This is a genomic window from Paenibacillus agaridevorans, assembly GCF_018604145.1.
GTDB classification, from domain to species: Bacteria; Bacillota; Bacilli; order Paenibacillales; family Paenibacillaceae; genus Pristimantibacillus; species Pristimantibacillus agaridevorans.
Genome location: NZ_CP075889.1, coordinates 8,514,927 through 8,541,878, shown reverse-complemented (window position 1 = coordinate 8,541,878; position 26,952 = coordinate 8,514,927). Strand labels below are relative to the sequence as shown.

24 protein-coding genes are annotated in these 26,952 nt (G+C 53.9%); 6 read left to right on the top strand and 18 right to left on the bottom strand.

Annotated elements, in window-relative coordinates; genetic code table 11:
* Positions 1-41: 41 nt before the first annotated feature.
* From KJW29_RS34135 to yyaC, 13 genes are all read right to left on the bottom strand, one after another.
* Entirely contained in the window at positions 42-785 is a 744-nt protein-coding gene (locus KJW29_RS34135; RefSeq protein ID WP_187104002.1) for an ABC transporter ATP-binding protein, read from the bottom strand.
* Positions 786-1,285: 500 nt separating this feature from the next.
* Complete coding sequence (locus KJW29_RS34130; protein ID WP_214627968.1) at positions 1,286-2,848, bottom strand: 2-isopropylmalate synthase; 1,563 nt, start codon at positions 2,846-2,848, stop codon at positions 1,286-1,288.
* Positions 2,849-3,853: 1,005 nt separating this feature from the next.
* Positions 3,854-4,912 carry a tRNA (adenosine(37)-N6)-threonylcarbamoyltransferase complex transferase subunit TsaD gene (tsaD, locus tag KJW29_RS34125; protein WP_214627967.1) on the bottom strand — a complete coding sequence of 353 codons (1,059 nt, stop codon included), beginning with the start codon at positions 4,910-4,912 and terminating at the stop codon, positions 3,854-3,856.
* Complete coding sequence (gene rimI / locus KJW29_RS34120) at positions 4,909-5,403, bottom strand: ribosomal protein S18-alanine N-acetyltransferase (RefSeq protein ID WP_214627966.1); 495 nt, start codon at positions 5,401-5,403, stop codon at positions 4,909-4,911. The genes tsaD and rimI overlap by 4 nt, the downstream gene beginning before the upstream one ends.
* A gap of 2 nt (positions 5,404-5,405) precedes the next feature.
* Positions 5,406-6,323: a tRNA (adenosine(37)-N6)-threonylcarbamoyltransferase complex dimerization subunit type 1 TsaB gene (tsaB, locus tag KJW29_RS34115; protein ID WP_214627965.1), complete on the bottom strand. Its 918-nt coding sequence runs from the start codon at positions 6,321-6,323 to the stop codon at positions 5,406-5,408.
* Positions 6,320-6,778, bottom strand: coding sequence for a tRNA (adenosine(37)-N6)-threonylcarbamoyltransferase complex ATPase subunit type 1 TsaE (gene tsaE, locus KJW29_RS34110; RefSeq protein ID WP_246608936.1), 459 nt, complete (start codon positions 6,776-6,778; stop codon positions 6,320-6,322). The genes tsaB and tsaE overlap by 4 nt, the downstream gene beginning before the upstream one ends.
* A 49-nt stretch (positions 6,779-6,827) precedes the next feature.
* Positions 6,828-8,006, bottom strand: a complete 1,179-nt coding sequence (locus tag KJW29_RS34105) for a thiamine-phosphate kinase (RefSeq protein ID WP_246608497.1) — start codon at positions 8,004-8,006, stop codon at positions 6,828-6,830.
* A gap of 166 nt (positions 8,007-8,172) precedes the next feature.
* Complete coding sequence (locus tag KJW29_RS34100) at positions 8,173-9,255, bottom strand: HD-GYP domain-containing protein (protein ID WP_214627964.1); 1,083 nt, start codon at positions 9,253-9,255, stop codon at positions 8,173-8,175.
* Positions 9,256-9,649: 394 nt separating this feature from the next.
* Complete coding sequence (locus tag KJW29_RS34095) at positions 9,650-11,329, bottom strand: histidine kinase N-terminal 7TM domain-containing diguanylate cyclase (protein WP_246608935.1); 1,680 nt, start codon at positions 11,327-11,329, stop codon at positions 9,650-9,652.
* A gap of 103 nt (positions 11,330-11,432) precedes the next feature.
* A complete protein-coding gene (locus KJW29_RS34090) occupies positions 11,433-12,623 on the bottom strand; it encodes a class I SAM-dependent methyltransferase (RefSeq protein WP_214627962.1) in 1,191 nt (396 codons plus the stop codon).
* Complete coding sequence (locus tag KJW29_RS34085; RefSeq protein ID WP_108993060.1) at positions 12,623-13,288, bottom strand: DUF6483 family protein; 666 nt, start codon at positions 13,286-13,288, stop codon at positions 12,623-12,625. Before KJW29_RS34085 ends, KJW29_RS34090 begins: the two co-directional genes overlap by 1 nt.
* Before the next feature lie 89 nt (positions 13,289-13,377).
* Complete coding sequence (locus KJW29_RS34080; protein WP_087571158.1) at positions 13,378-14,229, bottom strand: alpha/beta fold hydrolase; 852 nt, start codon at positions 14,227-14,229, stop codon at positions 13,378-13,380.
* Positions 14,230-14,461: 232 nt separating this feature from the next.
* On the bottom strand, positions 14,462-15,058 hold the full coding sequence (yyaC, locus tag KJW29_RS34075; RefSeq protein WP_246608496.1) for a spore protease YyaC: 597 nt from the start codon (positions 15,056-15,058) through the stop codon (positions 14,462-14,464).
* 244 nt (positions 15,059-15,302) lie between these two features.
* Between yyaC and KJW29_RS34070 the strand changes: the two genes are divergently transcribed.
* Positions 15,303-15,530 carry a DUF1128 domain-containing protein gene (locus KJW29_RS34070; protein WP_087571160.1) on the top strand — a complete coding sequence of 76 codons (228 nt, stop codon included), beginning with the start codon at positions 15,303-15,305 and terminating at the stop codon, positions 15,528-15,530.
* A gap of 751 nt (positions 15,531-16,281) precedes the next feature.
* Here KJW29_RS34070 and KJW29_RS34065 read toward each other — a convergent pair.
* Genes KJW29_RS34065 through KJW29_RS34055 form a run of 3 tightly spaced genes read right to left on the bottom strand, consistent with a single transcriptional unit; the run spans position 16,282 to position 19,367 of the window.
* Positions 16,282-17,376: an alanine racemase gene (locus KJW29_RS34065; protein ID WP_214627961.1), complete on the bottom strand. Its 1,095-nt coding sequence runs from the start codon at positions 17,374-17,376 to the stop codon at positions 16,282-16,284.
* A 14-nt stretch (positions 17,377-17,390) separates the two neighbouring features.
* Positions 17,391-18,566 (bottom strand): N-acetylglucosamine-6-phosphate deacetylase, encoded by a 1,176-nt coding sequence (locus tag KJW29_RS34060; RefSeq protein WP_214627960.1) that lies wholly within the window; start codon positions 18,564-18,566, stop codon positions 17,391-17,393.
* 39 nt (positions 18,567-18,605) lie between these two features.
* The gene (locus KJW29_RS34055; RefSeq protein ID WP_214627959.1) at positions 18,606-19,367 is read right to left on the bottom strand and encodes an SDR family NAD(P)-dependent oxidoreductase; all 762 of its coding nucleotides are present in this window, start codon (positions 19,365-19,367) and stop codon (positions 18,606-18,608) included.
* 140 nt (positions 19,368-19,507) lie between these two features.
* Between KJW29_RS34055 and KJW29_RS34050 the strand changes: the two genes are divergently transcribed.
* The 5 genes from KJW29_RS34050 to KJW29_RS34030 are packed head-to-tail and all read left to right on the top strand — an operon-like array spanning position 19,508 to position 24,505.
* On the top strand, positions 19,508-20,419 hold the full coding sequence (locus KJW29_RS34050; RefSeq protein WP_214627958.1) for a fumarylacetoacetate hydrolase family protein: 912 nt from the start codon (positions 19,508-19,510) through the stop codon (positions 20,417-20,419).
* A gap of 31 nt (positions 20,420-20,450) precedes the next feature.
* Positions 20,451-20,846 (top strand): RidA family protein, encoded by a 396-nt coding sequence (locus KJW29_RS34045; RefSeq protein WP_087572577.1) that lies wholly within the window; start codon positions 20,451-20,453, stop codon positions 20,844-20,846.
* Entirely contained in the window at positions 20,843-22,327 is a 1,485-nt protein-coding gene (locus KJW29_RS34040; protein ID WP_246608495.1) for a M81 family metallopeptidase, read from the top strand. Before KJW29_RS34045 ends, KJW29_RS34040 begins: the two co-directional genes overlap by 4 nt.
* 31 nt (positions 22,328-22,358) lie before the next feature.
* Positions 22,359-23,678, top strand: coding sequence for an aspartate aminotransferase family protein (locus KJW29_RS34035; protein WP_246608494.1), 1,320 nt, complete (start codon positions 22,359-22,361; stop codon positions 23,676-23,678).
* 41 nt (positions 23,679-23,719) lie between these two features.
* A complete protein-coding gene (locus tag KJW29_RS34030; protein ID WP_214627957.1) occupies positions 23,720-24,505 on the top strand; it encodes an IclR family transcriptional regulator in 786 nt (261 codons plus the stop codon).
* Between the two features lie 164 nt (positions 24,506-24,669).
* Here the strand turns inward: KJW29_RS34030 and KJW29_RS34025 are convergent, their stop codons facing one another.
* Together KJW29_RS34025 and KJW29_RS34020 are read right to left on the bottom strand one after the other, a co-directional pair.
* Positions 24,670-25,122 carry a hypothetical protein gene (locus tag KJW29_RS34025; protein WP_214627956.1) on the bottom strand — a complete coding sequence of 151 codons (453 nt, stop codon included), beginning with the start codon at positions 25,120-25,122 and terminating at the stop codon, positions 24,670-24,672.
* 186 nt (positions 25,123-25,308) lie between these two features.
* Positions 25,309-26,904, bottom strand: coding sequence for a UDP-glucose--hexose-1-phosphate uridylyltransferase (locus KJW29_RS34020; RefSeq protein ID WP_214627955.1), 1,596 nt, complete (start codon positions 26,902-26,904; stop codon positions 25,309-25,311).
* Between the last annotated feature and the right edge of the window lie 48 nt (positions 26,905-26,952).

Below are 26,952 nucleotides of genomic sequence, written 5' to 3'. Positions count from 1 at the left end.
CGCTGGACGGATCTTGGACGCGCTTGCCTTGTTCAACCGGTTTAAACTTCAACGCCTCCCCTGCTGCCTACGGCATACTCCATGTATACCGCCTCCATTGTAAGCCCGCCCCTTGGAAGCTCCTCGATCAGCGTCATCGGGCTGTCGCATACGACAAGTTGCCCCTCCTTCATGACGCCGACACGATCGCAGCAATATTGAATTTCCGTCATATCGTGGGAGATGATGACAATCGTCTTGCCTTGCAGTCTCAGTCCCGCAAGAATAGACCAATACTCGCGCTTCGCCTGACTGTCGAGACCGGTCGTAGGTTCGTCGAGAAAGATAATCTCGGGATCATTGACGACGGAGATCGCAAGCGTCGTTCGCTGCCGCAACCCGCCGGACAGCCGCTTGACGATCTTGTCGGCATAGGGCGCCAGTCCGAACTGCTTTAGCACGACGTCGGTATCGATCGTTCGTTGATAGAAATCCTGGAACATCTCCAGCGCTTCCCTCACCGTCATTTTATCGATCAAAGTCGTTGTTCCCATCAAAAAATTGATGTGTTCCTTCAGTTTATCCCCATCCGTCAACATATTGAAGCCTAGCACGCTTACGGAACCTTCGTCGGGTTTGCTTTGGCCCGAAATCAGCTCCAGCAGCGTCGTCTTTCCCGCCCCGCTCTTGCCAATTACGCCGAATAGTTCTCCTTGCCTCACCTGAAAGGATACTTGCTTGATTGCATGGTTAGCGCCTAAATGCTTGCTGACTTGATTCACCTGGATGACGGCTCCCTTATCCATTCAGTTTACCTCCGCATGTATGACTTTATTGTTAAGATAGCTCATCCGGCACGTGTTTTCACCGAAAACTTGATTCGTAATTAACGCAAATATCATTGCGCTCTCGCCATGCGCTGTCGATTGCCGCATTTATCCCTTGTCATTCCGCCTCCCGCGCCTTGGTTTCGTTGGTTCGACATACCTATTAACAGGCTTATCCACAACTCTGGATAAATTGTTAGTTAATTCTGTCGACATTTTTCGGGATCAGGCCCGCAATTTCCAAGCTTCTGACGAATAATATGCGCAGGAGCCTATGATCTCGTTGTTTATATCCACTTTATCCACATTATTCACAATTCAATTGTGAAAAAGTTATCCCCGTTTCCCCCACATAAGAAAGAGGGCGCAAACCCAAGGTTTACGCCCTCTTTACAAACTTATCCCCAAAACGAGGGTCGATTGTGGATAAGTTTGTGCACATGTCAGCTATTTTGTTGGGGAGCCCCCCATTATTCGACTTAGTTAATCTTCCTGCTGACGTGATTCTCCTTCCGAGCCGCCCCCGCAGACATAAATGCCTGGTTGCATGCGGACACGTATGCCTGCGCAGCCGCCAGAATAATATCATTATGCACAGAGCTGCCCCTGAACCTCCCTCCGCCATAAAGCACGCTCACTACCGCTTCGCCGAACGCATCTTCTCCTGTAGACAGCGAATGCAGCTCCAGGTCCTCGAATTCCGCCTCAGCCGGAATGGCCTGCTTCAGTGCCAGGATAACGGCTTCGAGCGGCCCTTCGCCCATAGCCGTATAACTTTCCTCGCGTCCGTCCTGGTTCTCGCGTACCGTAACGGTTGCGGTACGCGCCCGCTGCGTACCTGCATGCACCAGCAGATCCACCAAGACGAGCGGGTCCAGCTGCGTCCGGGTCATGTCGCCGGCTATGCGGATCAACTCGTTGTCCGTCACGATTTTCTGCCCGTCGGCAACTTCCTTGAACCTGGTGTAGATCGCCTTGAATTGCTCCTCTGTCGGCTCAATGCCGAAGTCCGCCAGACGATGTTTGATGGCATGGCTGCCCGAGTGCTTGCCCAGCACGATCATGCTTCTGGAGATGCCCATCGCCTCGGGATCCATGATCTCATACGTGTTCCGGTTTTTCAGAAGTCCGTCCTGATGGATGCCGGATTCGTGCTGGAATGCATTACGTCCGACTATCGGCTTGTTGTAGGCGATGGGGAAATTCATCGTCCGGCTGACGATTCGCGACGTCTCGTAGATCTGATCGATTTGGACATTCGTCTCCGCCTTCAGATAGTCCCGGCGCGTCTCGATGGCCATAACCAGCTCCTCCAGCGAACAATTGCCCGCCCTCTCGCCGATGCCGTTCACGGTCACTTCGATCTGCGTTGCCCCGCCTTGGATCGCGGCCAGGCTGTTCGCTACCGCCATACCCAAATCATTGTGGCAATGCGCGCTGTATCGCACCTTATCGCCTCCCCGAGCCTCCTTGCGCACAGCCTGGAACAGCTCGATAATTTCATTTGGCATCGCATACCCCAGCGTATCGGGCAAGTTAATGATTGTAGCGCCCTCCTTGATGACGGCTTCGACCAGCTGGATGACGAAATCACGGCCGGACCGCGTCGAATCCATCGCCGAGAATTCGATTTCGTCCACGAATTGTTTACCGTACGCCACCATATCGCGGGCAATCCGAATGACCTCTTCCCGCGATTTGCGCAGCTGATGGCTCAGATGAATGTCCGACGACGAGATGAACAGATGGAGTCTGCGGCGAGCTGCATCCGCCGTTGCCTGAACCGCGGCGTCAATATCGCCTTTGACCGCCCGTGCGAAGCCGGCGATCTCCACCTGCTGCAGCTCGCGCGATATTTGCTGTACCGCCGCGAACTCGCCGGCGCTGGACACCGCGAACCCCGGCTCGATCACGTCGATGCCCAGCTTGGCGAGCTGGCGGGCAATGACGATTTTGCGCTCCGGTGCAATCGAGGCTCCCGGCGATTGTTCTCCATCCCTCAAAGTCGTATCGAATATTTGTATTTTTTTGTAGTTTTCCATTGTTTTTCCTCCTCGATAATGGTCCTATAGAAGTGTAGTAGCCAAGGTTATTTCTAAACGAAAAAAAGCCCGCCATCCCCGATCAATCGATCAAGAGACGACAAGCTTAACGCTTCTGCCGTGGTACCACTCCAATTGGCCGTGCCCGAACTCATATGTCCGGTGCAGCATGCCCGCTTAAAGCCCGTTGACGGAGGCGATCCGTAATACAGTACCGGCGGCGAATGTTTCTATCCCGAAGCTTGCGCTTCGAAAATGGCTGCCACGTTCCCGTATTCCGCTCACAGGCGAGATTCAAGCCCTGGTTTCGACTGCGTCGCACCTTCCCGCAGCTCTCTTGACCGTATCCACCGTTTCATGAGAAAAACTCACATGACCCATGATTTTGTGAACCGATTTGCCAACCGTTGCTCTACTTGCTCCTGCTCATAGCGTTTATTCAATATTCGATTAAGTTCACTTCACTTGCCTCATTCGCAGCGCTTTTTGCCATCGACCAGTCTATCCATCAATCAGGATGTTCGTTCTGGCGGGCGATAAGGTGCACCTTATCTCTTCCGCCAGTCGACCGACTTCTTAATGGTCCTGAAAATAAATAAAACCTGCCGCCTCTTATTCAAGAGACGACAGGTTACGAAGACCCGCGCGGTACCACCCTTGTTGACAGCCTCCGTCAAAAAAGACGAAAGAATGTCCACCTTAATCATCGTTTACGGATCCGGAGTCCATCACGATGAACCTGCTTACGGAGGTTAACCGTAACTAAGTAAATTGCCCTCCCATGCATGAGAGACATGGCAATGATCCTTAGTTCCGCTCCCAGGCGAGCTTCAAGGCTTCCATCGACTGCGTTGCACCACCCGCAGCTCTCTGAGCAATCAAGACATTAAGTCCCTATGCGTTCCGGAGCACCTCTACTGTTCCTGTTCTTAGCGTTTGCGAATATGAGGATTGAAGTATTGCTGTTTATTATAGCCGTACGATAATTATCTGTCAATTCGAACTTCAAAAAGTCCGATTTTCAATCTCCGGCGACCATGCTTCCAGAGACAGACCGGGATCGGCCTTTAGATCAAGGTCGGAATACATGCCGCGCTTCAGCTTCAGATGCGCAGCCGCTCCAATCATGGCGGCATTGTCCGTGCATAACTTGCCGGACGGGATGAGGAGCGGCAGCCCTTTGGCTTCGCAGCGAGCTGCAAGCGCAGCCCGCAGGCCCCGGTTGGCGGCAACGCCCCCGCACAACAAGAGCTGCTTGACGCCATAAGCCGAGGCGGCTCTCAGCGATTTGGTCACGAGCACCTCGATCACGGATTCCTGGAAACCGCGGGCCAAGGCAGCCTCGTCCAGCTCAAGCCCCTTCATGCGCGTCTGATTAATGACGGCAAGCACGGCGGATTTCAACCCGCTGAAGCTGAAGTCGTAGCTCCCCTCCTCCAGCCATGCCCTGGGCAGCTCGATCGCAGCTTCGGCCTCCGCAGCCAGCCTGTCGATGTGCGGTCCGCCGGGATAAGGCAGTTTCAATGAGCGGGCGACTTTATCATAGGCTTCGCCCACCGCATCGTCGCGGGTACGGCCGATCAGCCGGAAGCTGCCTTCTTTCTCCAGCAGAACCAGCTCGGTATGCCCGCCGGACACAACAAGCGCCAAGCACGGATATCGAAGCTCATGCTCGAGCTCGTTGGCATAAATATGACCCGCGATATGATGCGTTCCAATTAGCGGAATGTCCAACGCGAGCGACAGACTTTTTGCCGCGACGATGCCTACGAGCAACGCCCCGACCAACCCGGGTCCTTGCGTGACCGCGATAGCGGACATATCCTTTAATCCATGTCCCGATTCGCGGATGGCCTGTTCGATAATTAACGTTATGCTTTCGACATGCTTGCGCGAAGCAATCTCCGGCACGACTCCGCCGAAAGCTTCGTGAACGTCGATCTGGCTGCTGACTACATTGGACAGAATATGTTTGCCGCCCTTGACCACCGCCACCGATGTCTCGTCGCAGCTTGTCTCTACCGCAAGTATCAAAGTTTCATCGTAATTGCCAGTTGTATTCAATGACTTTCCTCTCCCGTTCCCAGCCGGCTCTCATCCAGCTCCGCCCACATAATAAGCGCGTCTTCGTTGTTATCCGAATAATAGTTCGGGCGTACGCCGGATGGCTGAAAGCCATGTTTCCGGTATAGCCGCTGCGCATGCTCGTTGGAGACGCGCACCTCCAGCGTCATGCGCGCCGCGCCGTAGAACAGCGCTGTCCGCTGCAGCTGAGCCATCAGCCGATGCCCGAGTCCGATGCCCCTGACATCGGATCTGATCGCGATGTTCGTGACATGCGCCTCGTCCATAATGATCCACATGCCGCCATATCCGATTAATTGTCCGCCGTATTCCAGCGCGAGGTATCTGGCGAACATATTGTTTTTCAGCTCGTTCACGAACGATTCTTCCGTCCAGGGACTGCTAAACGATTCCTGCTCGATGAGCAGAACGGCAGGAATGTCGGCTAACGACATGGGGCGATATACAAGCTTTGCATGATCCACCGGCATCTCTATCCCTCACTCGCCCGCTTCGCCTTCAACTTCACTTCCGCTTCCGTAAGCTGCGTGTAATTCGGAATGAAGGTATGCGGATTTTCGTTCTCGCCTGCAGCAAGCCGTCTTTGGCCAAGTTCCGCCAAGTATCGGCCTTCCATGACGTAAGGCGTTAGCCGGACTTCGGCACCAAGCTCCGCTCCCTGCGCGGCCAGCCGCTCGGCTGCCGGTCCATGCAGCGACAAGTCGCCGACGAGCCAGACGACAGGCACGGCTGCTGCATGTATCTGATCCGAGTTGGCGTACTCCTCTGCACTAGCACCTTCAGAACCCGCTTTTCTCCCAACCATATCTTTGATCCGCTCAAGAATCGAGTCCACCCATCGTTCCATCAACCGCACGCCATCCTCGGCGAATCTCGACCATTCTTCGACATTAGCTCCATCTGTATCTGCACCCGCACGGCAAACAAAACCCGCGGCATACACTTGCCCCCGCCTGGCATCCATAATGGGGAGCACCCAATGCTCGCGGCTCGTTTCGGCATGAGCATTCGTGATTTCACCGCCTGCAGGCACGTCTTCCATTCCTCTGTGCCAAGCTCCGAACGCGATCGCTTCGAGACTGGAGACGCCTGCCAGCGGCTTCTCCCAGCACCAGGCCAGCGTCTTGGCGGCCGTGACCGCAATCCGCATGCCCGTATAGGAGCCGGGACCGTTGCCGACGACGATACCCGCCAGCTCCTCCGGCTTTATATTCGACGATGACAACAGATCCTTTAAATGGGAGATGACATGAACGGAATGATTGCGTTCCGCCAACGACTGCACCTCTCCCAGCACTTCCCCGTCACGGATAATCGCAGCTGCCATCGCAGCCGTAGACGTATCCAGAGCGATAACCGGGCCGCTCCCTGCCCATGCTGCCTTATTCATTGTCCAAGTTGCTCCTGTTCCATAGCGTTGTCCAGCCACTCCGCATACGGCTCTCCCCATCCCGTCAACCGGAACCGCCTTGCTTCTCCTCCGAGATGCTCGATATAGATAGACAGGCGATTAGGCGGCAGCAGTTCCTCGATCAAACTGGCCCATTCCACAATCGTGACGCCGTTTCCGTAAAAATATTCGTCAAGCCCCAGCTCGTCCGCTTCATCAGCGGACAACCGATAAACATCCATGTGATAAAAAAGGAGGCTCTCCCCCTCGTATTCCTTAATAATCGTGAAAGTTGGACTGTTTACCACGCCTCTAATGCCTAACGCCGCGGCGAACGCTTGTGAGAATGCGGTCTTGCCCGCGCCGAGATCGCCGTCGAGAGCGATGACCGTACCCGGACCTGCGAGAGCCGCCAGTCTGGACGCCCATATTTTCGTTTCCTGCAAGCTGCCCATTTCTTGAACAGCCTCTGCCTTGCCAGCTTTCATCCCCATCACCGCTTCATTATCCAAAATGATTATACCCCCGCTTCGCCACAGGAATATTCCGCTCATCGCCGCTTTGTGCCGACTCCCCGACGAGCTCCACGCCAACCGGCCCCTCCAACGTCTCGCCGATCTCGAAAAAGGGAAGCCCTTCCTCGCGGAAAACTTCTCGAACCACTTCCAGCTTGTCCTTGGCAATCGTGCCTAGCAACACGTAATCTTCGCCGCCATAGAGCATCCACTCCAGCGGATTAAGAGAGGCATCGACGCCATACTCCTTAAGCGCATCGTTCAACGGGAGACGGCTCTCACGAAGGACCAGCAAGAGCCCCGAAGCTTCCGCAATTTCCCACGCCTCGCTGGCAACTCCGTCGCTGACGTCGTTCAGGCTGCTGCACCCATGCTCCAGCAGAAGCCTTCCGGCCCTTACCGACGGAGAGGGACGCTGATGCGCCGCTACAAGAGCAGCACGGCTCTGCCCCGTCTCCCGCCCTTGTCCTTGTATCAGCTCAAGATAGCCCGCCTCCGCATGCGGCACAACATGCTCCGCTTCCGCACGCGGCGCGACATGGCCCGCCTCAACATCGCCTGCCTGCAACCGCTGCTTCGCAGAACCAGCAGCTCCGCCTCCGCCTGCCTCGGCGAGCAGCAGATGCAGCCCCGCCGCCGACAGCCCCACGGCGCCGGTCAAAAACACGGCCTCCCCGGGCTTCGCGCCGGATCGCCGCACCTCGCGTCCCGCCTCGACGGTTCCCGTCAGCGTGACGGATATAACCAACCGATCCGGGGACGACGTCGTGTCGCCCCCGATCACGGCCACCCCATAGCGCTCGGCGCATTCGTACAGCCCGTCGTACAACCTCCGCATCCGCTCCGGACCGTACGACTTCGGCACGGCGACCGATACGAGCGCATGCAGAGGCACGCCGCCCATCGCGGCAATATCGCTCACATTGGCGGCAAGAGCCTTGTAGCCGACGTCTTCGTCCCTCATCGTCTCGCTGCTAAAGTGCACGCTCTCCACCATCGTGTCGACCGCGAGCACCATGTGCTTGGCGCCAAGGATGCCGTCGCTCGCCCCGGTGACATCGACAGCCGCGGCGTCGTCGCCGATGCCGAGCGACACGCCTCGCGCGCGCTGCCATTCCGCCGACTGCCGCCGCCCCGTCCAATGCGTTATGCTAGCAAACTCATCCACACCGACAATCTCCCTTTTCTCTTCTTATATCCCCCCATTCTACCCTAAACGGAGCAGGATTCAAAGCTTGCGGTACAGACAAAAAACCTCCTACGCCGCGGCTTCTGCCGATTAGCGGGGGAGGCATCCGTTACGCGCCGCAATCGCCAGCGCATCTCTCTCGTTATTACAACTCCTTCACGATTGTAATATGAAGCTGATCCTTAAGCTCGATCTCGTACGGGGACTTGGGCAAAGTCCCATCCGCCTCCATAATGACGCGCACTTTGGGACGATGCACCGCAAGCTGGTTATTTTCCGTCACCACTACAACTTGACCTGTGTTCAGTTGAAGCGTCGTCGCCACGGGGTATACCGAGATATGGCTGCAGAACAGCTTGATCAGATCCAGATCGAAGAACGTGCCGCCGGAAGCGAATAGAAATTCGATCGCCTCGCTTGTTGTATAACGTTTGCGATGCAGACGCGGCGATACGAGCGCATCATAGGTGTCGGCCAGTCCGACGATCTGAGCATATATATGAATTTCATCCTTTTTCAAGTTTCGCGGATACCCCATGCCGTTGAAGCGTTCGTGGTGCTGCAAAGCGCAGTGCGCGGATACGATGGAGATATCGTGATATTTGCGCAAAATATCGAAGCCCAGCTTGGGATGCGAATGCATCAACTCCATATCTTCCTTCGTATAACGTCCCGTTTTGCTCAGCAGCTCCGGCGGCAGCTTCGTCATGCCGATGTCAAAGAGCAGAGCGCCTACGCCCAGCTCCTCCAATTGATTCCGATTGAATCCCTTGGCGATCCCCATAATGCCGGACAATACGGCTACATTGAAGGAATGTTGGAACAAATAGGCGTCCATGGAATGAATACTCGACAGATTGACCAGCATATTCGGTCGAGTAGCAAGATCCTGCATGATGTTGCCGAACACCGCGCGAAAATTGCGCCCTATATCGGGAGCAATCGTCCGACCTTTGGTCACGACCTCGTCTTTGAAGGAATTCATGGTTTTATAAATTTCATTGACAGCCTTCGTCCGTGTCTCGTCCCGAATCGTCTCCTCAGGTTCAATGTCCTCGGAAAGCCCGTCTTCAATATATAGAAAGTCGATACCGATGTTGCGAAGCCTCTCGATGTATCGCTCGTTCAATTCAACCCCGGTCCCGAGCAAGACGTTGCCATTCTCTTGAAAGATCGATCTGGCAATCCGATCCCCCGGCTTCGCCATTGCTAGCTGCACTTTTCTCATTTTGTGTATACCTGCCTTCATTGTGAGTCTTTATCCGCGAAGGTGAACCTCGAAGAGGAAGTTCAAAAAGTCCGCTTTTGATCACGAAGTATGGTCGCGTTGCCTACTCGACATCGAATATGGAACGCAAGCGAAACTTCCGGTGCTCACGTAGCTTCCACTACGCTCCGCTCCTCAGTTTCTACATTCGTTCCATCTTCTCGGTGCTGAAAACCGAACTTTTTGAACATGCATTTATATATTAGCAAACATCATAACGTCTGACTATGTAGCTAATATCCACTTGGCCCGGATGAAGCACAACCTTCTGAACAAAATCTGAACACGAAAAGTGGAAAAAAAAGGACGAAGCAGTCAATCTGCTGTCATCCCTCTCTCGCTCGGAGCAATCCGCTTACGCCAGCTTGCTCTTAACGATCCGGTTGCGTCCGCTATACTTCGCTTCGTACAATGCAGCATCCGCTTCTGCCATCAGTTCGCGCAGATAAGACTTCGGATCAGTCAGATTGTCCAGATCGAACCGGTCGATCGTTCTAACGCCCATGCTGATCGTCACGGAGACAACTCCGTCACCAATGCCGGACGGCACCTTGTTCTGCTCCACAGTCATCTTGACCTGCTCCGCGATAAGGTCGGCCTGCTCCCGATTCGTATGGGGCAAATAGACCGTGAATTCTTCCCCGCCGAATCTGGCCAGCACATCCGTCGGACGCAGTACTCTTCGTACGGCTTGTACCGTGCTGCATAATACTTCGTCGCCGGCAAGATGGCCAAAACGATCGTTGATCATCTTGAAATGGTCCAGATCGAAGATAAACAAGGAAAACGGAATGCCGTACCGAATATTCGATACGATCTCGCTTTCGAGCTGCTGCAGCAAGTATCTGCGATTGAAACAGCCCGTAAGGCCGTCCGTAATCGCCATTTGCTCCAGTTTCCTGTTCGCTTGGGACAGCTCGTCCTGCATAACGAGAAGCTCTTTGTTCCGTTGCTGCAGCAGCTCGTTCTGGGAATTCGTCTCTTCTACCAGCATTCTAAGCTCCGTTACATCCTGAAAGGTCAAGACGCGGCCGATTATTCGCTTCTTCCCGTCCAATATCGGGGCCGACTGCACGACCACGTAGCAGATGTCGTTGAAATTGATGTTAAGCTCCACTTCCAGCCGCTCCATGGGACGCATTCGTTGAGACTCAAAGAGCGCCAGCAGCTGCCTGGCCGGCTCATCCTTAAATTGCGCTGCAAGCGAAAACGGCTGGAAGAAATCCCCGATTCGCAGCTTTAGTATCGGTTGCAGCATTTTGTTGATCTCCAGAATAACGTCGTTCTCGTCCATGACAAGAATGCCCGTTGACATCGTATTCATGACGTCGCGCTGCACAATGCCGATGATGTCGAACACCCGGTTCCGGCTGATCGCATTTACGATATAGACGGCCGTCGTTGTCAGGCCGATAGAGATGAGCGGAATGTAGTTGTTCAGAAGATCGATGAAATAGATGTTGACGAGCAGATCTCCGATCGCGAAAAACGCCAACATAAACAATCCGATCAATGCCGTCCGGACCATCTGACGTTGCCGAGTAGATTCGTCTTGCATTCGAAGCTTATGAATCAATAAAATCAGCGACACGGATAGATAAAGCAAGAGCTGTCCGATCATGACCCAATAAAGCGGACCGTGCTGCAACTGCTTGACGGGCCCCAACTCGTTGTTGATTTGCAGGAACATGCCTGCCGGATTCCAGCACACGACCGCAACCGACAGAAAGGCGGGAATCGCCAGAACCAACCTCCTGCTCTTGCGAATGACGTAGGACTGTCCCGACAGGTAAAGGATGAAGACAAGCCAGCCGACTCCGAGCATCGAAAGTCCTATGTAGGAAGCCGATAGGTACAAGATCCTAAAGGAAGTCTCGGATGTCGTCTGCGATGCGAACTGGAACAGAGGCCACATGATGAAAACGACGTGGAGCAAGAGATAAATGCGATGCAAAACCGTAACCGTGCTTGAGGAAAACACATACAGAAACAGGGCCGCAAGTATCAGAAACATGCTGAAATCGAGCCAGATCATCCAATCCAATAAGATTCACCCATTCGTTTGGTAGCCATCTATTTCCATTGTAGCAAATGTTATTACTCGCGACAATTGCCTATTTGTTGGATGGAAACTATTTTTACCTGGAAACGGGCCATGCTCCCGGTAGCATTCTCTCCAGCGCGGGAGAGAGTCCAAGGAACGACTTGAATGCCTCATACTCCTGCCATTTAGACAGAGATAGTTCTTTGCGACCAGAGACTACAGCTCTAATCAACAGATTTTTGGGCGTGTGCTCCGGATCGACGAACTCCAGCATCTGAACCTTGTAGCCCAGCGTCTCCAACAGCTGTCCTCTGACGGCATCCGTCGCCAAGGCGGCGAATCTCTCCTTGAGCAGACCTTGGGACAAGATCGGAGCCAGCACTTCGCTCTCGACTTGACCAAACAGCTCGTGCTGGCAGCAAGGCACGGACATGATGACGGAGGCTCCCCATCCCACTGCTTTGGCCAGCGCGGCATCGGTCGCGGTATCGCAGGCATGCAGCGTCACAACCATATCCGCCGATGTCAGACCTTCGTACTCCGCGATATCGCCGACCAGGAATTGCAGCCGGTCATAACCCAGCTTACCCGCAAGCTCCGAACAAAACTGAATGACGTCCGCCTTCAGATCAAGTCCCACTACGGAGATCGGCCGGCCCAGCTCTACCGCCAGCAAATGATACAGCGCAAAGGTCAGGTAAGACTTCCCGCAGCCAAAGTCGACAATCCGCAGCTCCCGTCCGGCAGGCAGATCATCCAGCACATCCGAAACCATCTCGAGAAATCGATTGATCTGTCGGAACTTGTCCTGCTTTTTGGCGTGCACCCGGCCCTCCGGCGTCATGATGCCCAGCTCCACAAGGAAAGGCACCGGAGTGCCTTCCTCCAGCACCCGGCGCTTCTTGCGATTATGCTCCATGGGAACGGAGCTCTTTGCGGTCGGAGCCAGACGGCGAACCGCAGCTTTCCCCTTCTTGCTAAAAAGCAATTGGACGTCTGCTTGCGGCGTCTTTATTAACGCCTGCCTGTAATCGCCCTTTAACAGCGACAATAAGGTTTCGGAAGCCTCTTCCTCCTTCAGGTTTCGATGGAGCACCTTTGCCTTGTAATGAGACTCGAATTGATAATGCAGCCCATCCTTCATGGCAACCGGCCTTACGACGGTTTTAGGCGGCGTGTCGTCATCCTTGCGCCGCGGCTGGCTCAGCGTAGCGTGAAGCAGTTCCCCTCTCTCCATCCATTCCGCAACGGTCCGCTGCCATTCCTCTTGCCCTGTTTCGCTCATTACCCCTGCTCACTCCTCATATGGTTGACGGACAAATCCGTTAATCCTTGCCTGATTTCTTCCCGGGGCAGGCCGCCCTGGACAAGCTTGCCGTCATCCAGCAGCAGCAGCCGCTCATAGACAGCCGCCGCGTCCGCCGCGGACAATGCCATATCCTCAAGCAGCTCGTACATGATGTTTTCCATATCCGCGAAACGACCTCCCGCTTCATGCCACTCCATCAGTAGCCGCTTTGCGGGAACAGGCAGCTCAAAGGGACGAAGCGTCTCCAGCAGATCCCTTACTTCGTCATCCGGCTGCACCAGCGTCGGCTCTGCTTCCAGCAGCGATAATCGGATGAACAATCGAAGCGACCTGACGTAGCCGGCGAAGCTCTCCGTTTCTTTGCCGAGCTCTGCTTGAAGAAGCGCTTCCTGCTTCAGCAATATCGCGATCGCCTGCAGATGATCGGTGTCCGGAAGGCCATTCGTAGACATGACCTTGATCAGGTCGTCATCCGATAGCGAGCGGATCAGCTTGCTGCTAAGTCGAAATTCCTTGTCCAGCAGCTCGTCGATAACGAGAAGGCCTTCCTCCTGCTTCCGCTCCCGGCGCAGGTTCATAATCTGACCAATGGCTTCCGTCATCTGCGAGATCATACGCATGAAATAATCCCTTTGGAACAACGCTATTCCTCCCCCAAATACGGAGCCGGCGCGTTCATGGCGAACGACGGCCGGCTCCGGCTTTCTACTTTATAATAGTGGACGGCAGACTAGCGCAAGCTTCCGAGAAAATCCCGGATGGCCGTCTTCAGATCCTCCGGACATTCCAGCATGCTCATATGTCCGGCTTCCCCAAGCTCTACGATTGTCGTCTTCCCGCCTGTCGCGGCGAACGCGCTCTCGGCCGGAATAACGCCATCCTTCCCGCCGGCCACGATCAGCACAGGAACCCACGCGTCTCGAATGACGGAACCCCGATCGGGACGTTCCTTCATGCCGCGTGCCGTAGCCGCCGCTCCATGCTGCGACGTTCCTCGTCCAATCTCCTTGCCTCTTGCCACCTGCATGTCAAGCTCTTCCAACCGATCGGAGGCGAAAAGCTTGGGCACGAGTCCTTCGACGAAGACGTCGACCCCATCTCCCTCGATTGTCGCAATCGCTTTGTCACGGTTTTCTTTTGCGGCATCGCTGTCCGGAAGCGTCGTGGAATGCAGGAGTCCGAACGCGGTCAGCCTGCCTCCGTACTGCTCCGCATAAGCAAGCGTTATATACCCTCCAAGCGAGTGGCCGATCATGACGGCCTCGCCGATGCCAAGCTGTCCCAGCAGCTCCTCCACATCGCCTGCGAATGCTTCCATCGAATATATTTCATCGGCTGGAGCCGCGCTGATGCCATGACCTCTCGCATCGGGCGCGATTATTCTTGCGTGCCGCGCCAGCTCGGCGATGATTTGTTCCCAGTACGAGGAGCTTCCGCAGTAACCGTGCAGAAGCACCAATACCGGTTCCTCCGCCCCCATGCCCTTCGAATCGTAATACGAGAGCTCGAGACCGCTGCCGAGCGTTACGGAACTGTTCGCGATAGAGATTGTCTGTGCGTCAATGCCAGGTTTGCCATTCATACGAAATCCCTCCTCATGGGTGTAATGCCCATCCCCCCGTCTACCGGAAGAATGTTATTGCTTATTATGGGATGTTCAAAAAGTCCGCTTTTGATCACGAAGTATGCCGAGAAGCGTATTCGACATCGAATATGGAACGCAAGCGAAACTAAGTATATGCTTTCGAAGTATGTTTCCTCCGGAAACATTGCAGGTGCTCACGTAGCTTCCACTACGCTCCGCTCCTCATTTTCTACTTGCATTCCATCTTCTCGGTGCTGAAAACCGAACTTTTTGAACTCTCACTATTATGGATATACCACGCTTCGTTAATAGCTGAAACAATCTCTCTCGCCATTCCCATGACAAGATGCAGCGAAGTGGTCTGCAGCATGCCGTATGCCTTGGGGCCGAACCGATTGACGATGCCTGCGATGGCGTAGTCGCCGATCGGCGGCAATTGGCGTCCCGTCGCCGCTCCCGGCTGCAGGGGGCCGCTCCCTAGCATGTAGCCGCCGATCGATTGCGGCTTGCCGAGACACGCATCGATCGCGATAATGGTCAGCGAGCTCTCGCTCTGTTCTTGCATTGCCGCGGCTGCAGCCCCTTCAACCCGATGGGCGTCGCACGGCTCTCCCAGCGTGCCGATAACGCGCGGCCAGCCGTTTTCCGTCAGCATCGTGCCGACAAGCGGGCCCAGCGCATCCCCGGTGGAACGATCGGTGCCGATGCAGACAAACAAAATCTTCTCCCTGTCCAGCTGCAACCGGGCAATGTCGGCGACAAACGAAGCTAACCGTGCGGGAGTTCCGAGCTCCTGTTCAGCCTGCGGTGTCTTGGCGATAATCACTATATTTCCTCCGCTCCTCAGGTTCTGGCTTTATCTAATCTTCTACAGCGTTTTCGATAAAAACGCAGCATCGGAGGCATACGCTATTGTACTAATAACCAAACTTTTTGAACTCTCACTTTTACTTTCCTACTCCCCATTGTACCCGATATCGCCCCGCCTCTTCAATTTTGTGGTGCACGCCATATGCAACATGGTACAATGACGAGATCAGCGTTCAAGCAATAAAGGAGGGAACAAACCGATGACTGATTTGCAGTCGCCAACACAGGACAATCTCGAGTTCATGATCGAAGCTATCAAGACCAAGCTGAGAATGGCTTCAGGCGCCGCTATGCAAGCCGGAAGCTTCAGCATCGCCTGCTACGAAGACGTCAAGGATATCTACGACATCGTCGCAAGCAAGGATAAGTTCAGCATCAGCGAAGTAGAAGCGATTGTATCGGAGCTCGGCAAGCTTCGCAAGTCATAATATTTCCAGAACAACCCATTATTTTGTGTTTTCAGACAAATAATGCGCGCTCCAATTTCTACAAAATCACGCTGCGACGATTGGCCAGCCCTGAATAAACAAAATCACTCTGACGAGTGATTCAAAAACTCCAACGGACTCAGATGACGCTAATTGGTGGATTTCCGCCCATTGTATGCGGTTTTGACGGAAGTAAGGTCGTCTGTGTCCGTTACCATTTGAACAGGCCCCATTTTTGCGAAATAGCGACTGTGGAGTCCGTTACGATCAGCCTTTACTTAACTGCGCTGCCGTCCACAATGAATCGACAGCCTTCTGGTGTCTGTGGGATTTTTCGAACATTTTAATCTGCTCATGAAACCTATGAAACTTTCCTGTTTTTCCACAAGTCTTGCTAAAGCGGGGGGGGGATGTGCTCGAAATTTCATACTCATTCGATCGCCTGGCCCTTCAAACGTGCCATTGTACTCGAAATTTCATACTCATTTGATCACTTGGCCCCCAAACGCACCATTGTACTCGAAATTTCATACTCATTCGATCACTTTGACCTCCAAACGCACCATTGTACTCGAAATTTCATACTCATGCATGTCTGCCGTCATATCCGCCTACTCACTAGCGCGGTAAGTTTCATTCCGGGATATAGAGCCCAAGTAGAAAAACCGCCAGGGATAAACTACCCTAACGGTCCTTTGCTCAAATGACATACGGTTTGTGAAAATATCCAAGGACGCACGCCAGCATCCCCCTATGTATTCAAGCCGCGCGCGTCCACCTTCAACATACGCTCCAGCTTCCCGCCCCGCACTCCAATCAATTCATCACGCAAATTAACCACCGTACAGCAGTGATTTGGAATAATCGATATAACATCGCCTATTCGCAGCGAGCAATCGTCCGGTACGGCCAGTATGCCGTGCTCTTCACTGAGTCTCTCGACGAATATTTCGGGATAATCAGGCAAGTAACCATAACCTTTGCGATGGGCGCTAACATCGCTGGCCAATGTCTTGGAGCCTGCGTCCACAATGACGGTTCCGGGACGCGGCATGCTTACGACCGTGGCGTGAATGCGCATCGCGCACTCCGATTCGCCGATCAGACCGGGAAACAACTGCGAGCCATCGCCAAATACATAAGCCCCCGGACGCATTTCGGTAACACCCGATAGCTGTTCGACAAACTTCGAGGTCGGAGTCGACCCCACGCTAATCTCGGGCACCTCCAGCCCTCTTTCCCGGAGTATTTGCTGAGTTGCAAGTAATGCTCCCGCCTCGGCAAATGCAACTTTTTTCGCTCCCTCCGCATCCCCGCAGCCATAAGAATGGCCTGCGTGCGTCATCAACCCTTTTACTTCAACGCCAGGCAGCGCGCTAATTTGAATCGCGAGGTCGGCCGAAGGCAGCCCGGGCTCCAATCCGCAACGATTTAGCCCCGTATTGATATCGAGATAGAGCGGAATTCTTATGCCCGCAGCGACGCCGACATCCGATATTCCCCTTGCAGCCTCCACGCTGTCTACGCTAACCGTTACACGGACGCCACGCTCAATCAATGCGGCCAAACGCTTCAGCTTGCCTGCGCCAACCAAAGGAAAGGCGATCAGGATATCATCGATTCCGCCATCAGCCATCACTTCCGCTTCCCCAAGCTTGGCCACCGTAATGCCTGCAGCTCCGTATTCGATTTGTTTCCGGGCAATCCACACGCTTTTATGCGTTTTAATATGCGGACGCAGATTTACCCCCGCTTTGGCGGCAAGCTCCGCCGTTCGCTTTAGATTGGCATCCAGAATATCAAGATCAATCGCGACCGCCGGCGTCTCCATTTGCTCCATTCGCATAGCCTTGTCACTCCTCACTGATTGTGGACATGAACCAATTCGCCGTCGAGGAACACTTTGCGGACTTGAATGTCTTCGGTTACAAAAATCAAATTGGCCCGCTTCCCCTTCTCCAGGCTTCCCGCTTCATGATCGATTCCAATAACCTTCGCGGGGTTCAGAGACGCCATCTTGAACAGATCGGCCATGCCGACGCCCGTGTGACGTTTCATGTTATATACGGCGCGATCCATCGTAAGCAAACTGCCGCCCAGCATATAGTCCGCAGCCTGGGCTGGAGAAAATTCGGTTTTCTCGATAAGATTGACGTCGACAGAAGCGTCACTTATGCCGGTTCCGTCCATCGCATCCGTAATAATGATAACTTTATCCGCCCCTTTGGCCTTCAGGATAAACTTGAGCATTAGCGGACGAACGTGACGGCCTTCGCTGTCGGGAATAACCTCGGCATATATCTCGTCGCTGAGCAAGACCGCTTCATCGACACCGACCTCCCTCGTTCCGGCATAGCGGGAGGGCGACGGCGTGGTGCCGCTTGCATTTGTACAATGGCAGCCGATGCGAAGTCCGTATGGCACACAGTCCAGCACCGTCTCCGCAGCAGCTTCCGAATGGCCGACCGAAAATGCGATGCCATAGCGCGAGGCCTCCTCCATAAATTGCCTCTGCCCCTCCAGCTCGGGTGCCAGCGTCCATACTTTGATTTGCTCGCCCGCCATTTCGAGAATCTCCCGGTACTCCGCCGGATTCACCGGACGAATCGGGGATGTAATCGCCCCGTACTTAGGATTAATATAAGGCCCTTCCATATGAATCCCTGCTATCGAGCGGCCGTAAGCTTTTATATCCAACTGCGCTTGCAGTATCCTGCGCAGCCCCTCCGCTATCTGCTCCTCCGATTCATTATAAGAGAAGGTTGGCAAAATGGACGTCGTACCGTAATTCAAGTGAAAGCGGGCAAACGCGGCAGGATTCTCGAAGGACCAGTGGCCGCCGCCGCCATGACAATGAATGTCGACAAACCCCGGAGCTACATACAGTCCTTCGGCATCAATCAGCTCCGCATCCGCAGACGGCGTCAGATCGCGTGCCTCGCCGCAAGCGACAATTCGTCCTTGATCGAACCAAACGACTCCCTCGTCAATCAAGCCGTGCGGTGTAACGACTTTTGCGTTAACGATAACTTTCATCCTCGCTCTTCCCCCCAAGCCATGGATATAATCTTTTTTTTAAACGGAAGACAGCTTTATAAACTGGCCTCCGTCAACTACCATCGAATGCCCTGTCATATAGGAGGAATCGTCCGAAGCAAGGTACAACGCAGCGGCGGCTATTTCCTCGGGATTCCCTATCCTGCCCAATGGAATCGTCTTCAAATATGGCTCGATCGCCTGCGGATTATCGATTAGGGGCTGGGTCAGCCGCGTATGTATAAATCCCGGACAAATTCCGTTCACCCTGATGCCATGCGGCGCCAACTCCAGCGCCATGGACATTGTAAGCGAATTGATTCCGGCTTTCGAAGCGTTATAATGCACTTGATCCCCTTCAGCGGCCAAGCCGTTAACGCTGGATATATGAATAATCGAGCCTCTGCCTTGCTTTATCATTTCCCGAGCGACGGCCTGCGCGCACAGAAACGTCCCTTTCAAGTTAACGTCGATGTGCAAATCCCAATCCGCTTCCTCAATATCAAGGAAAGGCGCGGGCTTGCAAACTCCGGCACTATTGACCAGCGTATCGATCGGTCCGAAAGCCGCAACAGCCTCCGCTGCCATCCGCTCAACATCCGCCTTGCTCCGAACATCGGCCAATACGGCTATCGCCTTGCCTCCGAAATCGAAAATGGACTGCACCGTTTCCTCCAATGCGTTACGTTCATTTCCTGACACTGTCACCCTTGCGCCTTCGCGCGCAAATCTGTACGCAATAGCCTGGCCAATGCCGCTGGAACCGCCTGTCACGAGAGCATGTTGATTTAAAAGTCGCATAAGCCCCTCCTGATAAGTTGAAACGAATAGGTTGAAACAAATAGGATTTACAACCCGAAACGGGTGTGATATGTTTTGATTATAAAACCTTGGTTTCAAAATAGCAAAACAAATGTTTTTATGCCGAATGGGAGGATACTATGAAACTGCTAACTTTTAATCAAGATGGCCTGCAGAAGCTTGGAATCGCCACGTCGCAAGGGGTGCTGGACGTCTCGCAAGCAATCGACGCGCTCGGCCGGCAGGACGCCAACATCCCCGCCACCGTCATGGAAGCGATTGCAGGCGGCGATGACTCGATCGACAAGCTCCGCAAGCTTGTCGATCAAGCGCTCGAAGCTTCCGAGCGTTCCGCTCTATTCCTGGACGAGACGAAGCTAACGCTGGGACCTTGCGTAACACATCCTAACAAAATCATTTGCGTCGGACTAAACTACCGCAAGCACGCGGAAGAAACAAATGCGCCTATTCCGCAATTCCCGATTCTGTTTAACAAATTCAACAACACGCTGACCGGTCATGGACATGACGTCGCTCTGCCCAGGGTCTCCTCGAAAGTGGACTACGAAGCGGAGCTTGTCATCGTCATCGGCAAGGAAGCCAAGTATGTGGACAAAGACAGCGCGCTTGATTACGTATTCGGTTATGCTTGCGTCAATGACTTATCCGCCCGCGATCTGCAGCTTCGTACATCGCAATGGCTGACAGGCAAGTCCTGCGACGGCTTCAGTCCGCTTGGCCCTTATTTGGTCACCGCCGATGAGACTGGAAATCCGAATGATCTGGAAATTCGCTGCACCGTCAACGGAGAGATCAGACAAAACTCCAATACCGCCGATATGATTTTCCATTGCGACGAGATTGTCAGCTATATTTCGCAATATATGACGCTCGCGCCGGGAGACATCATTTTAACCGGAACCCCGGAAGGCGTAGTGCTCGGATACCCCGAAGCAAAGCAAGCATGGCTGAAGGACGGCGATATCGTTACCGTTGAAATCGAGAAGTTAGGCAAGCTGACCAACCGCATGGTAGCGGAAGCAAGGCTGTAGAAGTAATCCAAAACTTAAGGAGAGATGCACGATGTCCCAACAAATTCATACAAGCGACGCACCCGAATTTCCCCTTCCGTTCTCGCAAGCGCTGCGCGCCGGCGATTTCGTATACGTATCAGGCCAGGTTGGCGTCGATCCAAAGACGCGCCAGGTAGTCGGCCATACGATCGAGGAACAAACGGAGCAATGCTTGCGCAATATCGAAACGATATTGAAGGCTGCAAACTTAACGCTCGATCATGTCGTGAAAACAAACGCAATTGTATCGCATCTGGAAGATTTCCCCGGGTACAATCAAACGTATGAGAAAATAATGAATCGGCCGTTCCCTGCGCGCACCTCGGTGCAAAGCGGCATTGGCAATTATTTGGTCGAGATCGACGTAATCGCCTACGTCCGCTCGATCCGAGGGGAAGCCGAATGACCCTGCGAATTGCGGTTGCCGGAATTCTCCATGAAACGAATACATTTGCTCCCGGAATGACCGGACTTGAGCATTTCAAGAGCGAGAGCGTCAACGGACTTGACGCCTTTCTTCTTCGCTATGGCGGCACCCGCACTTCAATGGGCGGCGTTATCGATGCGGCCAAGCGGCATGGCGTCGAGCTGACGCCCGGCTTATATACCGCAGCTACGCCAAGCGGCATGGTGGAAGCGGCGGCAGCCGACGTTCTGATCAACAATGTCGTGGATTCCATTGACAGCGATATATCCGGCCTCGTGCTCATTATGCATGGAGCGATGGCGTCCGAGCAGTATGACGATCTGGAAGGCGAATGCCTCAGACGGCTGAGGGCGAAGCTTGGCGACAGGCTGCCGATCGCCATGACCATAGATCTTCACGGCAATGTGAGCAAAGATATGGTTCGGCTTGCCGATGTCATTGTCGGCTACGATACTTATCCTCATGTCGATATGCACGAAAGGGCGGAAGAAGCGTTCGATCTGCTTGTTCGATATATACGGGAAGAAATCAGGCCAACCCGATCCTATGGCCACACGGGCATGCTCGTCGTTCCGCAAGCGATGATGACCGAAACCGGAAGTATGAAAACAATAATGGACCGCGCCTTCGAAATCGAATCGGATCCGCGAGTTTTGAACGTAACCGTCGCGGGCGGGTTTCCATACAGCGATGTCCCGGATGCGGGTATGTCCTTTATCGTAACCGCCGACAACGATCAGCAACTGGCGGATCGTTATGCGGCCGAACTGGTTCAGCTAACCATCAATCTGAAGGAAAGCTTCGGCCTTGACCACCTGTCCCCCGACGAAGCAATCGCAGCCGCGCTTGCAGAATCGTCAGGCCCCGTCATTCTTGTGGAAGGCTCGGATAATGTCGGAGGCGGAGCGCCTGCGGACGCCACTCATACTCTCCGACAATTGGTCGGTATCCGGGAGAGGGCATTAATCGTAATTAGGGACGAACAAGCGTCAAGCATCGCATTCGAGCTCGGCGTCGGCTCGATCTTCCAAGGTCCGGTCGGTGGCAAGAGCAATCCCTTACATGGCGAACCCGTCGAAGTAACCGGGAAGATCCGCTTGCTGTTCGACGGCCAATATCGCCACGTCGGCGCGTATATGACGGGACAGCTTGCTTTCATGGGCAAAACAGCGGTTGTCGAGTGCGGACAACTAACTATCGTCCTAACGGAGAAACGCGTGGCGCCATGGGATCTGGGCCATATTCGCTATGCCGGGCTTTGGCCGGATGACTTCAAAATAATCGTCGTCAAATCCGCAATCGCTTGGCAAACGGCATTCGGCGCATTCGCCAAATCTGTCATATACGTTGATACTCCAGGCTGCTGCAGCGCCAATCTCGAGCATTTTCATTATGAGCGCGTATCCAAGCCGATATATCCTTTCGATCCCGAGCCCCAACCGAGGTTTATGCAAAGGTAGTTCAATACTATAATTAAAGGGAGGAATCCTGTTGTCATTAAATGTAGAGAAATCCAAGCAAATGCTGCTCGAATCCCAAAAATATTTGGCGGGAGGCGTGGCCTCGACACTTCGCGCTTCTATGAAGCCGACGCCGCTATTCGCGGAGTCGGGAAGCGGTTCCCGAGTACGCGACGTTGACGGCAATGAATATATCGATTACTTGCTTGCTTATGGTCCGCTCATCCTTGGTCATGCCCATCCCGCGATGGCAGAGGCGATGAATGAAGCAACGAAACGCGGATTCACTTACGGATTGCAGCATGATGGCGAGATTAAACTGGCGAAGCTGCTGACCGAGTTGCTTCCGTGCGCCGACAAAGTCGCGCTAAGCGGCTCGGGCACCGAAGCCGTCATGCTGGCGCTTCGATTGTCCAGAGCGTATACCGGCAGAACGAAAGTCGTCCGGTTCCATGGTCATTTCCACGGCTGGTCCGATGCGATATTCACTTCCTTCTTGAGCCCGGATATGAAGCAATCCTCCGCCGCCCAAAGTTTTATGGCTTCCGCTCCTCCCGGAACAGGAGGTCAGAGCGAGAACAGCCTGCAGGACATTATTATGCTGCCTTGGAATGACATCGAAGCTTTCGAAGCGCTGATTGCCAAGGAAAAGGACAGCATCGCTGCGGTTATTACGGAACCTATCATGTGCAATAACGGTTGTATTGGGCCGAAAGCCGGTTATTTGGAACGCATACGCGAGCTGACGGAGCAAAGCGGCATCGTTATGATTATGGATGAGGTCATTACCGGATTCAGGCTGGGCCTTGGCGGAGCTCACGGCAAACTGGGCTTGAAACCAGACCTGGTCACGATAGGCAAGGCGCTGGGAGGCGGCTTCGCAATTAGCGGCGTTGCCGGCAAAGCCGACATTATGGCGCTGATCGAAAATGGCACCGTAGGCCATCTGGGCACGTTGAACGGCAATTTTGCCGCCACGTCCGCAGCTCTCGCCGTTCTGCGCGAGCTTGGCAAGGACAACGGAAGCAGCTTTCCGCGAATGGAGCAATTGTTCAACAGATTAGTAGCCGGCCTCCGCGAGCTATTGAATAAACATGGCATCCAAGGACTTATCAACCAGGCGGGCCCCGTCTTCCATTTCATGTTTACGGAGGAGAAGCAGGTCGAAGACTTCGACACCTTCAATAAGCGCGATGCCGCCAAATACAGCCGATTTGCCGAGCTGATGCTGGAGGAAGGCGTACTTGTGCGCCCCAGCGGATTATGGTATATTTCTACCGTTCATAACGAAGAGGATATCGAAACGACTATACAAGCGGCGGATCGCGCTTTGGCCAAGCTGGCGCTTTGACAGGATAATAAGCATATAGCGGCAAACGGAGGTAGTATCAGTTGAGTAAAGAAATTGAGGTTAAAAATGAGCGGTATACGATTCAATCGATAGATAAGGCGCTTGATTTGCTGGAACTGCTCTCGGAGCACGGTTCGCTTAGCCTGATCGAGATTACTAATCTTCTCGAGCAGCCCAAATCGTCCACCTTCCGCATTATTCTTACCTTGGAAAATCGGGGATTCATCAGCCGCAGCGATGAGGACGGCAAATACTGCCTTGGCTACAAGCAGCTCATGCTGACCCGAAATCTACTCGAACGAAACACGCTCCGTACTGCCGCATTGGCGGAAATGAAGACATTGTCCGAGCTATATGGCGATACCGTCAATTTGGGCGTCTTGGTGGATAACCAGGTGCTGTACATCGAAATCGTTGAAAGCACGCATGCGCTAAGAATGACCGATACGATCGGTTCCCGCTCGCCCTTTCACGCCACAGCGATGGGAAAAGCAATTGCCGCTCATATCCCGGAGGCGTCGGTGCGTGAACTGGTCGACACATGGGGCCTGCCGGTTATTACTCCTAATACGATTCGTACAGTGGAGCAATTGTTGTCGGAGCTGGAGCTTACCCGCAAGCAAGGTTATGCGCTGGACGACGAAGAAATCGTCGAAGGAGCTCGCTGCGTTGCGGCGCCGGTGTTCGATATGCATGGCCGTCCGATCGGCGCGATCAGCGTCTCCGGCGCCATGCACAGATTCAAGCAGGAGATGCTCCCGGAAATCTCGCAACATGTTCGCGACGCGGCTTTGATCGCTTCCCAAAAGCTCGGGTATGAAGCTTAGATACGATCTTTTGTTGTTTAACTCCAATTCATCCGAATTCTTCCTTGCTATTTCCCGCTCGCTGCGTTCCTGAAAAGCAGGTACACAAAAAGGTTGGACGGAAAACTTGCGTTTTCTTGTCCAACCTTTTTATATGGGTGCCTTATTGCCGAACCGCAGTCCTCTTAATCTTCGGCTTCTTCTTCCGTCGACTCGGGCTCTGCTGCGCCGATGGACAGCTTGATCGAGATGTTTTTGCGCTCGCCCTTCAGGAAGTGTGCCAGGCGCTCAAGCTTGTCCGCAAGCTCGGCTCCGGTGAGCGTCGTATTAAGATGGTAATCGAAGCTGTCCGATGGGAGCTTCGCCGCCGACTGGGATCTCCAGCCAAGCTCGCCTTCCTGGTTCTGTCTGTTCATGAGCTGTTCTTGGGCAGGGTAGAACTTGTCGGACTTGTTTACGACCCGCTCGTAGATGCGAAGCTTCTTGAGCAGCATGTAATATTGGGCGGAATGCTTGAAATTCCAAGCCTCCCGGATATCTTTAAGCGTATAGTCCATCTTCCAGCGCTTTAGCTTTTCAACCTGTTCATCCGTCGTTAATTCCAGAAATTCGTCAAGCGGCAACATCTTCTCAGCCATGTTGGACCTCCAATATTAATATTCATTAGCACATCCTACGCATATCTAATATTATTACAATAAAAAATATTTATTATATAAAAAATACCATAAAGTCTTGTTTAACACAACAATAAACCTTCCCGTAAATGTTATTACAACATTCGACAAGGAAGGCTATTGTTTATATCTTATGGCACATCTGCGTTATTGCGATTTCAGCCCGGATGCTTCGAGGAAGGTCCGGAACGCCTTGGCCCCCTCATCCGTTCGCTTGAAGACGCCTGCGTCCTTAAGCACGTCGAGGAATTTGTCGCCCGTCTCCGAACGGACGATGGCGGCAGCTTCTTTCTGCGACAGCAAGCTGCCGTATTTCTGTACGAGACGATCCGCCCATTCCGCGTGATGAGCCAGCTTGTGTCCGGCACTCCGCAGGTCGGAGGCTTTTTCGGTCGCCTCGGGGGTAAGCAGGCTTGCGATTGCTTCCAGCTCGTCCTTCAGACGTCCCGGGAGGACGGCCAGTCCCATGACTTCGATCAAGCCGATATTTTCTTTTTTGATATGGTGGAGATGGCTGTGCGGGTGGAAGATGCCTCCCGGATGCTCTTCGCTCGTGCGGTTATTGCGCAACACCAGATCAAGCTCGTAGTCGCCGTTGTCCTTGAGCCGAGCGATCGGCGTAATGGTATTATGCGGAATACGGGTGCCGTCCGCTGCTTCCGAAAACGCAAGCACTTCCGCCGACGGGTCGCTGTAGCCCTTCCACAGATCCAGAATACGGCAGCCCGCCGCATGCACGGCCGCCTTGGAGGAGCCTTGCAGGCGAAGCACGGACATCGGCCATTGCACGATGCCGTATGTCACTCCATTGTCCGAGCCATCGGCGTATCTGGCCTCGATCGGCGCGGCTTCCATCGGGAAGACATGGCGTCCCGCCTGGAAATGGTCATGGCTTAAGATAGAACCGCCCACGATTGGCAGATCGGCGTTAGATCCGATGAAGTAATGCGGGAATTGCTCGACGAAGTCCAGCAGCCGTGCGAACGAAGAATGGGTAACGGCCATCGGTTCGTGCTCGCCTTTAAATACGATGCTGTGTTCGTTGTAATACACGTAGGGCGAATACTGGAAAAACCATGCCTCGTTCTGCAACGTCATGGGTATGATCCGAAGATTCTGTCTTGCCGGGTGATCCGGGCGTCCCGCATAACCGACATTCTCGGCACATAGAAGGCACTTTGGATAATGGGCTTGCGGCAGCGTCTTGAGCAGCGCGATCTCCTTGGGGTCCTTCTCCGGCTTCGACAGGTTGATCGTCATCTCCAGCTCGCCATATGGCGTTCCGTGCAGCCAATACTGATTTTTCCGAATGCGGTCCATTCGAATATAGTTGCTGTCGATGTTCAACGCGTAGAAGGCGTCCGTAGCGGCAGCAATGCCTTCCTGGCTTGCCCTCGCGCGAAATGCCGACGTCGTCTCCGACGGTCTTGGCATCAGCAAGCCCATGATCCGGGCGTCGAGCAGATCCCGCTGAGTGAGCGTATTGTCCGGGATAAGACCGATCGCGACACCATAGTCGAGCAACGGCTCCAGCAGCTCTACCGGACTTTCCGCAGGCTCGCCTTGATCGCCGCCCGTCGCTTCCGCCGGCTCGGTGAACCGGAACAGATCCAGCAGCGCGTTGCGCGCGTAGGCAAGATCCTCCCGCTCCAGCATTCCTTTGCCCAGCGCGAACGCCAGGAGCTTCTCGATGTTTGATAACGCCTCTTCTTTGGCAAGCGCGGCCGTTTGTTGCAACGTCATGCTATTGCAGCTCCTCTCGCTCCTCCGGCTTTTAACTACCCCTTATGG